The sequence below is a fragment of the Rhodococcus sp. 05-339-2 genome (assembly GCF_002258965.1).
Taxonomy (GTDB): Bacteria; Actinomycetota; Actinomycetes; order Mycobacteriales; family Mycobacteriaceae; genus Rhodococcoides.
Genome location: NZ_NOYW01000006.1, coordinates 70,578 through 82,161, shown reverse-complemented (window position 1 = coordinate 82,161; position 11,584 = coordinate 70,578). Strand labels below are relative to the sequence as shown.

Below are 11,584 nucleotides of genomic sequence, written 5' to 3'. Positions count from 1 at the left end.
GACTGATCGACCGAAACGGCGTCACGTAGAACTACTCGCGGTGTGGGGTCCGCTCACCGGTGTTGGGGTCGACGTCGAAGAGTTGGTCGGTGTTGTCGGGGGCGTAGACGACGGTGTTCGTTTCGAGGGCGCGTCGTTTGGCACCGTCTCGAACAGCGAAGAATCCGCCTGCGAACAACACGATCACGGCGATTCCGGCGACGATTGCCCATCCCTCGAATCCGCCTGCCAATGCGGCGATCAGACCGCCTGCGGCGGCGATCCCGGCGAAGATCAGTACGACGGCCAGCATGTTCTCGACTGCTCTGGCCCAGCTTGTCTTGGTAGGCCTGTTCTCGACCATAGGGGCAATTCCTTTCCATCAGCTCGGACGGCGGATACCCGAAAGCCCGTCGTCTAAGCCCCCGTGGTGCTACTGGGCCTTGCGTGCTCGATACGCGGCAACGGCTGCGCGGTTGCCGCACGTGGTGCTGCAGAACCGACGCGACCGGTTGCGTGAGAGGTCGAGCACCAGCCCGTTGCAGTCCGGATCGGCGCAGACGTCGAAGCGCGAGAGCTCGTCTGCCCGGATGACGTCGATCATGGCCATCGCGGTCTCGACAACGATGCGGGTCACGAGGGGACTGTCGTCGGCGACGGCATGGATATGCCAGTCGAGATCGCCGTGCCTCACCAGTCGGGGCAGGGCCGAGGACTCGGCGAGAAGACGGTTCACCTCGACCACGGCGTCGTCGCGGCTGCTGGTGAGCAGTGCGCGCAGGGTGGGCCGCAGCGCCCTCACCGCCTCGAGCTCGGCGTCGTCGCCGTCGAACCGGCCGGAGTACCCCTGTTCGGTGAAGAACTCGGCGAGCTGCTCCCGCGTGGTCAGCGTGTCCGGGTCCTCGGCCGAATTGACCAAGGCCACGGCGGACAGCAACGACAATTCCGCGTCATGAGCAAAAAGCATGTTGACACCTTACCAAGTCACTCCCTACTGTCACATGTCATGACGGCTTACACTCATGACGCGCAGGTGAACCTCGCGGCCACCCACGACGCTGCGGCGCGGTCGCGTCGACTCTCGGGACTCGGTTTCGCGCTGCTTTCTGCGGCGTCCTTCGGCCTCTCCGGGTCGCTCGCCACGGGACTGCTCGACGCCGGCTGGACGGCCGGGGCTGCGGTGACCGCGCGAATCCTGCTGGCGGCGGCCGTCCTGCTGATTCCGTCGATTCTCGCGTTGCGTGGGCGATGGAGCCTGCTGGCGAAGAACTGGAAGCTGCTGCTCGCCTACGGAGCTTTTGCGGTGGCAGGCTGCCAGCTCGCGTTCTTCAACGCCGTCGGACGGATGGAGGTGGGGGTGGCGCTGCTGATCGAGTTCACCTCGCCTGTGGCCGTGATCGGCTGGATGTGGTTCCGTCACCAGCAGCGACCGGGTCGGCTGACTGTGGTGGGCGCACTGCTGGCCGCGATGGGTCTGGTGCTGGTGCTCGACCTGATCTCCGGTGCCGACGTCGACACCGTCGGTGTGCTGTGGGCGCTGGGCTCGATGGCCGGTGCGGCCGTCTACTGGGTGCTGTCGGCGGACGAGAGCAACGGACTCCCGCCGATCGTGCTCGCCGGGGCCGGCCTGCTCACCGGTGGTCTCATCCTGTTGGTCGCAGGGCTGATCGGTATCGTCCCGTTCGCCGCCCCGCTCACCGACGTCACCTTCGTCGATGCGGTTGTGCCGTGGTGGGTCCCGATCATCGGCCTCGGCGTCGTGACGGCCGCACTGGCCTACGTCCTCGGGATCGCCGCGGGCCGACGGCTCGGGTCACGGTTGGCGTCGTTCATGGGATTGATGGAAGTCGTTGCCGCACTTGTGTTCGCGTGGTTGCTGCTCGGTCAGGCTCCGGCGCCGATCCAATTGGCCGGTGGCGCACTGGTTCTGCTCGGCGTGGTCGTCGTCAAGTCCGGCGAGCGAGCCACGGCGGAGGAGCCGGTGGAGCCGCTGCAGAGCAGGCCGTGACCTGACGGTCAACCGTCGACGCGGCCGAAGACCACGGCGGCCAGGATGGTGTGGGCGCTGGCGATCACCGAATCCAACGGTTCGCGCTCGGGAGAGAGCAGCCATTGTTGGGCGATGGTGAGGACCGCGCCCACCAGGCCCATGGCCAGTGTTCGACGGTTCGGCCCGGCGAGCCCGTGGCCGGAACCGACCGCCTCGGCCACCTGGAGCACGGTCTCCGAGAACGAGGTCGTGGTCTTGCGGTAGAGCGCATCGACGGTGGACGAGACCCCGAGAATCTCGACGAAGGCGATGCGCGCAGATTTCGGATTCTCGGCGACGAAGGTGAAGAAGCCGGTGAGAGCGGCTCGGAGCACCTGTTCGGTGGAGTCGGCCTCGGCGGCGGCACCGGCCAGGATGTTCTCGCGCATGGCGTCGGTGGCGCGGGCGTAGGTCGCCATCAGCAGGTCCTCGCTGTTGGTGAAGGACTCGTAGAAGTAGCGCTTGGTCAGGCCCGCCTCGCTGCACACCTTCTCCACGGTTGCGGTCCGGTAGCCGGTGGTGCCGAAGACTTCGACGGCTGCATCGAGCAGGCGAATCCGACGCTCCTGCTGCCGCTGCCGAGGATCGGCACCTCGGTAGGTGCGGCCGACTTCACTGTGAGGGATGGTCACAGACAGATCTTGACACCGCTCGGTATCAGATGCAAAGTGTTCGCAGACAGGCATTCCGATCGAGGGGGAGCACATGGCGGCGTCGACGCTACGGAACAAGGTCGTTCTGATCACCGGGGCGGCACGGGGGATCGGTGCCGCGACGGCGCGGGCGCTCGCCGGCCGAGGTGCCCAGCTGATCCTCGTCGATGTCGACGAAGCCCCGCTCCGTGAGGTCGCGGCCCAGTTGAAGGCAACCGCGTTCGTCGCCGACGTCCGGAACCTCGACGACATGCAGCGGGCCGTCGACGGCGGAATCGAGGCGTACGGCGGCATCGACCTGGTGCTCGCGAACGCCGGAATCGCCAGCTACGGATCGATCATGCGGGTCGATCCCGCCACGTTCCAACGTGTCATGGACATCAACGTGATGGGCGTGTTCAACACCGTCCGCGCCGCGCTGCCGTCGCTCATCGAACGCAACGGCTACGTCCTCGTCGTCTCCTCGCTGGCGGCGTTCACCCCGTGCCCCGGCCTGGCCGCGTACAACGCCAGTAAGGCTGCAGCAGAACACTTTGCGAATGCGCTCCGGCTCGAGGTCAACTATCGAGGCGTCGACGTCGGCTCGGCACACATGGCCTGGATCGATACGCCGATGGTGCAGGACGCCAAGTCCGACCTCACCGCATTCCAGGATCTGCTCGCGGTGCTCCCGGGCCCGCTGGGCAAGACGATGACCGTCGACCAGTGCGTCGATGCCTTCGTCGACGGCCTGGCCAAGCGCAAGCGTCGCGTCTACGTGCCGCGGTGGGTGGGAGCTGCGTCGTGGTTCAAAGCCGTCATCACCTCGCGGGTCGGCGATCGCAGCATGCTCGAACACGTGCCGACGATCCTGCCGAAGATGGACGAGGAAGTGGCCCGCCTCGGCAGGTCCGAGAGCGCTCGCAACAAGACCAGCTGATCGAAAGACATCGAAGGAATCGTTGACATGACTGCCGTACTGCCCACTCCCGAGGTCGACGTCCTCATCATCGGTGCCGGCCTGTCCGGGATCGGTGCCGCGCGCCACCTCGGGCACGATCTGCCCGGCAAGACCTACGCAATTCTCGAGAGCCGCGGTGCTATCGGGGGAACGTGGGATCTGTTCCGGTACCCCGGAATTCGCTCCGACTCCGACATGTACACCCTCGGATACAGCTTCAAGCCGTGGATGGGGGAGAAATCCATCGCCGACGGCACCGACATCCGCAACTACATCGTCGAGACCGCGCGAGAAGCAGGCGTCGAGAAGCACATCCGGTTCCATCACAAGGTGGTCGCTCTCGAATGGTCGTCCGAGCAGCAGTTCTGGACGGTGACCGCGCATCGAAGCGATACGAACGAGACGGTCACGGTCACCGCGTCGTTCGTGTTCTCCTGCAGCGGCTACTACGACTACGACAAGGGCTTCAGTCCCGAGTTCGCCGGACAGGACAAGTTCGGCGGCCAGGTGATCCACCCGCAGCACTGGCCCGAGGATTTGGACTGGTCGGGCAAGAAGATCGTCGTGATCGGCAGTGGTGCCACGGCAATCACGTTGGCCCCCAATCTGGCTCGCGATGCCGAGCACGTCACGCTGCTGCAGCGCTCGCCCAGCTACGTCCTCTCGCTTCCGTCGCAGGATCCGATTGCGCTGACCCTTCGCAAGCGCCTGCCGAAGAAATTGGCGTACAGCGCCACTCGGCTCAAGAACGTGTCCATGGCGATGCTGATCTACACCCTGAGCCAGAAGTATCCGGAGTTCATGAAGAAGCGGATCCGGACGATGCAGGAAGGGTGGCTGCCGAAGGGATACGACCTCGACACCCACTTCACCCCGTCCTACAACCCGTGGGATCAGCGGCTGTGCCTGGTGCCCGACAACGATCTGTTTCGCTCGATTCGCAAAGACGAGGTCTCGATCGTCACCGACCACATCGACACGTTCACCGAGACCGGACTGAAGCTGAAGTCCGGCCAGCACCTCGATGCCGATATCGTCGTCACCGCAACGGGATTGAATCTGTCTGCATTGGGCGGCGCGGCGTTCCGCGTCGACGGCAAGGACGTCGACCTGCCCAGCACCATGGCCTACAAGGGCATGATGCTCACCGGTATCCCCAACTTCGCCTTCGTCGTCGGATACACCAACGCCTCGTGGACGCTCAAAGCCGACATGGTCTCGAACTACGTGATGCGACTGCTCGCGCACATGGACGAGAAGGGATACAGCACCGTCGAACTCGAGCGCGACCCGTCCATCGACGAAGAACCGTTCCTCGACTTCGCCGCGGGCTACGTTCTGCGGGCGGTGGACAACTTCCCCAGGCAGGGCAGCGAGACCCCGTGGAAGCTGCGCATGAACTACTTCCGCGACCTTCCGGTACTGCGCTACGGCAAGGTGGTGGACAAGGCCATGAAGTTCGGCCGTCCGCGCGCGAAGGTCTCGGTCGGATCCTGACGGGAATTGTTTCGGGTCGAGTGTGTTGGTTCTCGATATGAAAATTGGAATCATCGGAAGTGGACTGATCGGCGGCACCCTCGTTCGGCGTTGGGCGGCGCTCGGTCACGAGATCAGATTCTCGAATTCACGTGACCCGGAAACGCTGGCGGACCTGGCAGCGGAGACCGGAGCGACGGCCGTCTGGGCCGCGGAGGCCGCGCAGGACGCAGACCTGGTGCTGCTGAGCATTCCGCAGAAGAACGTTCCCGATCTCGCTCCGGGAATTGCTTCCACCCGCAAGCCCGGGGCCCCGATCATCGAGACCAACAACTACTACCCGCAGCAGCGGGACGGGTTGATCGAGGACATCGAGGGTGGGACGCCCGAAAGCGTGTGGGTCTCCCAGCAACTCGGCGAGCCGGTCATCAAGGCGTTCAACGGAATCTGGTACAAGCACCTGCTCGAGAAGGGTGTGCCCGCCGGGACCAGAGGTCGAATCGCACTACCGATCGCAGGCGACGACGACGATTCGAAGAAGCTTGTGTTCTCGGTCATCGACGAGCTCGGATTCGACCCCGTCGACGGCGGAACCCTCGCCCAGTCGTGGCGTCAGCAGCCGGGAACGCCGTCGTACGGCAAGGACTTCGGAATCGACGCCCTCGTCGAGGCGCTGGGTCAGGCGACCGACGAACGCAGTGCGGAGTGGAAGGCCTGAACGAGGTTCTCGCGTTACCGGACGCGACCCTCGCGGAGTGTGCGCTCCGCGAGGTCGCGTAGCGGGCCGGTCAGGCTGGAATCGCCCACCCGGCACGAGTGCTCACCAACCGACACACTCCACACGAAGGTGTCGCGGGCGTTGGACTCGGCCGGATCGGCGGCCTGCTGATCGGCGATGTACGGCTGCGCGGCCTCGACCAACGACTGCCATTCCGGCTCGTCGGTCTCGACGACGCCGCGCTTGGACATCCCGGCGACACCACCGGTTCGCAGTACCTCGATGCGCAGGCTCATCTGCTCTCGATCACACCCGATCGTCGCTCGGCTTCGGTAGGGACTCGAGCCCTGTTGTCTTCACCCCCACGGTAGACCAACCCGTGGCCACGGCCTCGGCAACGTCGGAACCGGCTCCGAATCGCTTGGTTGCTGCGGCGAGCGTCGCGGCCGAGAACCCGGCGAAATCGACTGTCGGGGACAGTCCGCCGACGGTCATCGTGTCGAACCAGACCTGCCCGATGCGGTCCCAGGCCGGACCTCCGAGCGTGGTGGCCGCAACGGCGAACGCGCGGTTCGGGATGCCCGAATTGATGTGCACGCCACCGTCGTCCTCGGTGGTGACGACGAAATCGTCCATGCTGGCCGGCTGCGGATCCTTGCCGAGCACATCGTCGTCGTAGGCGGTTCCGGGCTCGAGCAGCGAGCGCAACGCCTTACCTTGCACTGCAGGCAGGAACAGGCCTTCGCCGATCAGCCACGAGGCGTCCTCGGCGTTCTGCCCGGCTGTGTACTGCTCGACCAATGCGCCGAACACATCGGAGATCGACTCGTTCAGCGCGCCGGCCTGGTCCTTGTACTCGAGCGGGGTGGTGTACTGCGTGAACCCGTGCGCGAGTTCGTGTGCGATGACGCCCAGCGAGACGGTGAATCGAGCGAACACCTCACCGTCACCGTCGCCGAACACCATGCGCGAGCCGTCCCAGAACGCGTTGTCGTAGTCCTGGCCGTAATGCACGGTCGCGTCGAGGGGCAGGCCGCTTCCGTCGAGACTCGAGTAGCCGTAGACCTCGTCGAAGAACGCGTATGTGGCACCGAGGCCGTCGTACGCCTCGTCGGTCGCGGCATCGCCCGTGGGATCCTCGCCCTCGGCACGTACCTGCCGGCCGGGTAGATCACGAGTGGACTGCGCGTCGGAGATCGTGCGCTCGAGCGTGCCGCCGGTGCGCGGGGCGATGGCGGTGCGAGCCTGCACCACCTCGCGGCCTGCGCGCATCTCACGATCGGCGAGCAGAGTGGCGCGAGCACCCGGCCCCTGCAGCCGCTCGAGCAGAAACGGTGGAACTACAGAATGAAACGTCATACGCGGTGACCCCCTAGGTCCGTGGCATGTGCGGTGATGGTCCCCAGTGTGCACGAGCTCACCGACACATCTCGGTGAGCTCGAACGAAACAGGTCAGCCGCGCATCGCCGACAGGTCGATTCCCTCCACCTCGCTGGGCGGACGGATCGCCGTCAATGTCGCCCAGTTGCGGGCCAACAGCGACGCGTCGGAATCGTCGTCCTCGGCTCGGATCTCGTCGAAACGAACGGTGACGAAATCCTCCCCGCGATCGCCTATTTCGGCCTGGACCGCGCCGTAACGGGCCAGAGATGCGGGCACGATTCCCGCCAACTCCGCGAGCGGAACGTCCGGGACGTTGACGTTGACGACGGCATCGGACGGGCCGTGGGACATCATCCACGTCACCGCGATGCGGGCCACGTGCTCGGCCGTCGCCCAATGGGTAGGCTCCGTGGCGATCGACGACAGCGCCATTGCCGGGACCCGATGAGTGAGTGCCGTCAACGCGGCTCCGACCGTGCCCGAATGCAGTACGGCGGCACCGGTGTTCGGTCCGTGATTGATTCCGGAGAGCACCAGATCCGGGGGGTCGCCGAACGCCCCGCGGGTGGCCACGAACGCGATGAGAGCGGGTGACGCCTGCACCGCGTAGGCCGGGACGTCGGGAAGGCCGGCAATGGCGACGGATCCGATACCGAGGTGATCGTCGACGCCCATGCCCGTCAAGGACGCGCTGGCCCCGCTGCGCTCCTCGTGCGGCGCGGCGACGACGACGTCGAGACCGGCTTCCACTGCCACGCGTGCGAGCAGGGCGATGCCCTCACTGGACACGCCGTCGTCGTTGGTGATCAGGGCTCTCATTTCTTGCCTGCCTTCTCGTACGGACGAACCTCCACCGCTTCGGTGAGGCCGAGAACCAGGTCACGTCGCCCGCTACCAAGGCCACGGCGCGTGACGTTGGCCGTGCCCGCTCCGCCGCCGAGTCGCAACGCCTCGGGGACCGACAGTCCCTGAGCCAGCCCCGCGGCGATGCCTGCACTCATCGAATCGCCTGCTCCGTGGTGATCGACCATGCGCAGCCCCGGCGTGACGATCTCGAGCACGTCGCCGTCGACCAGCGCCAGGGCCGGATCTCCGGCCCGCGAGATCACGACGATCTCCGCGCCGTCGTCGTGCATCTGCCGCATCGAGTCGATCAGGTGCGCCGGGTCCTCGGACTCGGCCCGGCCGTCGGCGATGAGGTCCTCGTGGCTGACCTTGAGCACCGTCAGGCCGCCGGCGAGCGCGGCGATCATGGTCGGTCCGGAGAGGTCGGCCACCACCGTCTTGCCCAAGGCGGTGAGGTCTGCGCACAGCCGCTCGTACACCTCGGACGGAACGATGTCGTCTTCGTGCGGTCCGCCGAGAATGGCGACGTCGCTGCGGGCACCGGCTGCGAGGGCGGCGCTGAACAGGTCGTCGAGGGCGTGCCGAGCCAGCGGCGGCGGGTCGACGGTGGCCAGGATCTCGCGCTCACCGCTGCGGCGATCGTGAACGTACGAGCCGCTCTCCTGGCCGATGTCGACGGAGACGACGGTGATGCCCTCCCGCTCGACGATGTCGCGAAGAATGCCCCCGATCTCGCCGCCGAACACTCCCGTCAGTGTTACGTCGAGGCCGAGCACCGTGGCCATCCGGGCGATCCAATGGCCTTGGCCGCCTGCGTGCACGTGCAGTTCGGTGTTGCCGTTCGGGGCTCGGTCGAGGGTCACCGTCAACAGGGGGGATGGGGCGAAGACGAGAGCACTGAGTTCGCGAGGGGAGGGAGGCATCGAGGGCGAATGCCCGATATGTCAGGTCCGAAACGGCAAGCACGTCAGAAGCGACGACGCAGGCGCATTCCGATCGGGCGGCCGTCGGGGTCGACGAACAGCCGGTACGCGAACGCAGCGAGTCGCTGCTGCCAGACGGGCGGCACGGAGATCTCGTGTCGGCGCAGCCTGCCGGTCGGGCGCGGGCCCGAGGACGGGTTGCGGTGCCATTCGTCGAGTGCCGTCGCACAGGCCGAGATCGCATCGAAGAACTGCTGTGGATCCACCAGGTCGGCGTCGTCACCATCGGCCCGGCCGAGGTGTTCGCGAATGAGCTCCAGGCGCAGGTTGCGGGCATGGGTACGGGCACCGTCGCCCAGGCCTGCGGGGTCGAGGGGCTCGCGGGTGTCGCGTTCTTCGTCGACGATGGCCGCCGTCAGCTCCGAATCATGGGTCCACGAACGACGATTGAAGTTGTCCGAGCCCACCGCGGTCCACACGTCGTCGATGATGCAGACCTTCGAGTGCACGTACACAGGTATTCCGCGGTCGTTCTCGATGTCGAGAACCAGTACGCGATCACCTCCGGCAGCGCGGATGACCTCGAGCGCGGCCGAGTGCCCCAGCAGCGCAGAGGGAATGGTCAGTGCGCTGTCGTCGTCGAGGTGCTTGGGAACCACCACCACCAGCTTCAGGTTCGGCTTGCGACGCAACGCAACCGCGAACACGCGGGCGACGTCGACCGACCACAGGTACTGATCCTCGATGTAGATCAATTCGGTGGCGCGGTCGAGTGCCTTGGCGTACGCCCGGGCTGCACTGCGTTCGCCCTTGGTCGCGAACGGGTAGGCGGGACGCCGCCTGGGGTAGGTGCGCAACAGCTGCACCGAGCACGTGCCCCGAGGTTCCGGAGCCGGTGCCGCAGGCGGCAGTTCCGACGGCTCACGCGTCACGCCTCGGATCATGTCGGGTATCGCGTGCCAGGGCAGTCGGGACAGGGCTGCGGGATCCTCCCACCGCTCGCGAAAGACGTCCTCGACGTCCCGCACCGCCGGGCCCTCGAGCTGCACCTGCACGTCGTGCCAGGCCGGGATCTCCCCGTACTCGGGCGGGAAGGGGCGTGAGATCGGATCACCGAAATGATCGGCGTCGTCGCGTCGGGCACGGGCCAGATCGATTCCGCCGACGAACGCGATGTCGGGCAGATCTTTCCTGCCGTACCGCACGACCACGAACTTCTGGTGGTGGCTTCCGGTCACCAGCACGCGCTGGTCGAGGATCACCTCGCCACCGGCCTCCTCGAGGCGAAGGGCGAGCTTGCGATTCTTCGGTCCGGTGAAACCGAGCGTCTCGATGTGCGAGCGCCACACCATGCCTTTGACGACACCACCGCGGTGCGCGACGTCGGCAAGTGCATCCTCGACGGTCACGCCGTCGTCGGTGAGCATCTGCTCCGGGTCGCCGCGCCAATCGGTGAAGAGCACCAGATCGTCGCGCTCGGTCTTCTCGAGCGCCTTCGCCAACGCCGCGAAGTACGTCTTGCCGTGCACGAGATTCTGGACGCGGTTGCCCTCGGTCCAGGCCGTGATTCGAGTGTCGTCGTTGCCGCGTTCGGTGGCAGTGAGGAACCACGGATGAGCGGGGTCGAAGTGCCGCTCCGGAGAGATCAAGGCTGAGGAGGATCGGCCGAGGCTTTCGGAAACACGGTCGACGACGCGCCGGATGCGCTGCACTATCACGACCGCATCATTTCATCCGGTTTGAAGCACCGAGAGGGCGGGCACCCGAGCGTCATGACTCAGGTACCCAACGTCACGCTCAGAAACGGCAAGCAGATCCCGCAGCTCGGTTTCGGCGTGTTCCAGATCGATCCCGACGAGACAGCGAAGGCTGTCGAAACGGCGCTAGAAATCGGCTACCGCCACATCGACACGGCCGAGATGTACGGCAACGAGAAGCAGGTCGGCGAAGGTATTCGCAACTCCGGCCTCGACCGCGAGTCGGTCTTCGTCACCAGCAAGCTCAACAACGGCTTCCACAAGCCCGACGATGCGCGAACCGCATTCGACAAGACCCTCAGCGACCTCGGAACCGACTACGTGGACCTCTTTCTGATCCACTGGCCGCTCCCGACTCGCTACGACGGCGACTTCGTCTCCACCTGGAAGACGTTGGAGGAGTTCGTCGCCGACGGGCGCGCCCATAACATCGGCGTATCCAACTTCCAGCCGGCCCACCTCGACCGGTTGGCCGAGGAGACCGAGACTGTCCCCGCGGTGAACCAGATCGAGGTGCACCCGTACTTCGTCAACAAAGACGTGTGGGCCTACGGCCGTGAGCACGCCATCCCCACCGAGGCGTGGTCGCCGATCGCTCAGGGCAACGTTCTCGACGACCCCGAACTGAAGCGAATCGCCGACGCGACAGGCAAATCCGTCGCTCAGGTGGTGCTGCGCTGGCACATTCAGCGGGGCAACATCATCTTCCCGAAGTCGGTGACGCCGGAGCGTGTCAAGGCCAACTTCGAGATCTTCGACTTCGAGCTCAGCTCCGCCGACGTCGACGCCATCACGGCCCTGGACAAGGGCGAACAGGGTCGTAACGGCCCGAACCCGGACACCTTCGACATGATTCCGGACTAGATACCTCGAACTGTG

Annotated in this window: 13 protein-coding genes; 5 read left to right on the top strand and 8 right to left on the bottom strand. The window is 65.8% G+C overall.

Annotation, left to right across the window (positions count from 1 at the left end):
• Positions 1-31: 31 nt before the first annotated feature.
• The gene (locus CH273_RS05295; protein ID WP_052049465.1) at positions 32-343 is read right to left on the bottom strand and encodes a hypothetical protein; all 312 of its coding nucleotides are present in this window, start codon (positions 341-343) and stop codon (positions 32-34) included.
• 69 nt (positions 344-412) lie between these two features.
• On the bottom strand, positions 413-946 hold the full coding sequence (locus tag CH273_RS05290) for a CGNR zinc finger domain-containing protein (protein WP_032395222.1): 534 nt from the start codon (positions 944-946) through the stop codon (positions 413-415).
• Positions 947-985: 39 nt separating this feature from the next.
• On the opposite strand from CH273_RS05290, the gene CH273_RS05285 reads away from it, so the two are divergent.
• Positions 986-1,987, top strand: coding sequence for an EamA family transporter (locus CH273_RS05285; protein ID WP_032395221.1), 1,002 nt, complete (start codon positions 986-988; stop codon positions 1,985-1,987).
• An 8-nt stretch (positions 1,988-1,995) separates the two neighbouring features.
• Here the strand turns inward: CH273_RS05285 and CH273_RS05280 are convergent, their stop codons facing one another.
• Positions 1,996-2,640, bottom strand: coding sequence for a TetR/AcrR family transcriptional regulator (locus CH273_RS05280; RefSeq protein ID WP_032395220.1), 645 nt, complete (start codon positions 2,638-2,640; stop codon positions 1,996-1,998).
• A gap of 73 nt (positions 2,641-2,713) precedes the next feature.
• Between CH273_RS05280 and CH273_RS05275 the strand changes: the two genes are divergently transcribed.
• From CH273_RS05275 to CH273_RS05265, 3 genes are read left to right on the top strand one after another with little or no spacing between them, the layout of a single operon-like run.
• Positions 2,714-3,580: an SDR family oxidoreductase gene (locus CH273_RS05275; RefSeq protein ID WP_032395219.1), complete on the top strand. Its 867-nt coding sequence runs from the start codon at positions 2,714-2,716 to the stop codon at positions 3,578-3,580.
• Between the two features lie 27 nt (positions 3,581-3,607).
• Entirely contained in the window at positions 3,608-5,098 is a 1,491-nt protein-coding gene (locus CH273_RS05270) for a flavin-containing monooxygenase (RefSeq protein WP_032395218.1), read from the top strand.
• Positions 5,099-5,135: 37 nt separating this feature from the next.
• Positions 5,136-5,795, top strand: a complete 660-nt coding sequence (locus CH273_RS05265; RefSeq protein WP_032395549.1) for an NADPH-dependent F420 reductase — start codon at positions 5,136-5,138, stop codon at positions 5,793-5,795.
• Between the two features lie 14 nt (positions 5,796-5,809).
• Here the strand turns inward: CH273_RS05265 and CH273_RS05260 are convergent, their stop codons facing one another.
• The 5 genes from CH273_RS05260 to CH273_RS05240 all read right to left on the bottom strand — a co-directional run bounded on the left by CH273_RS05260 (position 5,810) and on the right by CH273_RS05240 (position 10,666).
• Complete coding sequence (locus tag CH273_RS05260; protein ID WP_052049464.1) at positions 5,810-6,091, bottom strand: protealysin inhibitor emfourin; 282 nt, start codon at positions 6,089-6,091, stop codon at positions 5,810-5,812.
• A gap of 10 nt (positions 6,092-6,101) precedes the next feature.
• The gene (locus CH273_RS05255; protein ID WP_032395217.1) at positions 6,102-7,154 is read right to left on the bottom strand and encodes a M4 family metallopeptidase; all 1,053 of its coding nucleotides are present in this window, start codon (positions 7,152-7,154) and stop codon (positions 6,102-6,104) included.
• 94 nt (positions 7,155-7,248) lie between these two features.
• Positions 7,249-7,998, bottom strand: a complete 750-nt coding sequence (surE, locus tag CH273_RS05250; RefSeq protein ID WP_032395216.1) for a 5'/3'-nucleotidase SurE — start codon at positions 7,996-7,998, stop codon at positions 7,249-7,251.
• Positions 7,995-8,888 (bottom strand): 1-phosphofructokinase family hexose kinase, encoded by an 894-nt coding sequence (locus tag CH273_RS05245; protein WP_230596750.1) that lies wholly within the window; start codon positions 8,886-8,888, stop codon positions 7,995-7,997. The genes surE and CH273_RS05245 overlap by 4 nt, the downstream gene beginning before the upstream one ends.
• Before the next feature lie 104 nt (positions 8,889-8,992).
• The gene (locus tag CH273_RS05240; protein ID WP_032395214.1) at positions 8,993-10,666 is read right to left on the bottom strand and encodes a phospholipase D family protein; all 1,674 of its coding nucleotides are present in this window, start codon (positions 10,664-10,666) and stop codon (positions 8,993-8,995) included.
• Between the two features lie 54 nt (positions 10,667-10,720).
• Between CH273_RS05240 and CH273_RS05235 the strand changes: the two genes are divergently transcribed.
• Positions 10,721-11,569 (top strand): aldo/keto reductase, encoded by an 849-nt coding sequence (locus tag CH273_RS05235; RefSeq protein WP_032395213.1) that lies wholly within the window; start codon positions 10,721-10,723, stop codon positions 11,567-11,569.
• Positions 11,570-11,584 lie beyond the last annotated feature (15 nt).

Excerpts from the sequence above, each read along its gene's own strand:
- CH273_RS05285 (WP_032395221.1), top strand. The coding sequence starts at position 986 with ATGACGGCTTACACTCATGACGCGCAGGTGAACCTCGCGGCCACCCAC.
- CH273_RS05270 (WP_032395218.1), top strand. The coding sequence starts at position 3,608 with ATGACTGCCGTACTGCCCACTCCCGAGGTCGACGTCCTCATCATCGGT.
- CH273_RS05255 (WP_032395217.1), bottom strand. The coding sequence starts at position 7,154 with ATGACGTTTCATTCTGTAGTTCCACCGTTTCTGCTCGAGCGGCTGCAG.
- CH273_RS05290 (WP_032395222.1), bottom strand. The coding sequence starts at position 946 with ATGCTTTTTGCTCATGACGCGGAATTGTCGTTGCTGTCCGCCGTGGCC.
- CH273_RS05295 (WP_052049465.1), bottom strand. The coding sequence starts at position 343 with ATGGTCGAGAACAGGCCTACCAAGACAAGCTGGGCCAGAGCAGTCGAG.
- CH273_RS05260 (WP_052049464.1), bottom strand. The coding sequence starts at position 6,091 with ATGAGCCTGCGCATCGAGGTACTGCGAACCGGTGGTGTCGCCGGGATG.
- surE (WP_032395216.1), bottom strand. The coding sequence starts at position 7,998 with ATGAGAGCCCTGATCACCAACGACGACGGCGTGTCCAGTGAGGGCATC.
- CH273_RS05275 (WP_032395219.1), top strand. The coding sequence starts at position 2,714 with ATGGCGGCGTCGACGCTACGGAACAAGGTCGTTCTGATCACCGGGGCG.
- CH273_RS05265 (WP_032395549.1), top strand. The coding sequence starts at position 5,136 with ATGAAAATTGGAATCATCGGAAGTGGACTGATCGGCGGCACCCTCGTT.
- CH273_RS05235 (WP_032395213.1), top strand. The coding sequence starts at position 10,721 with ATGACTCAGGTACCCAACGTCACGCTCAGAAACGGCAAGCAGATCCCG.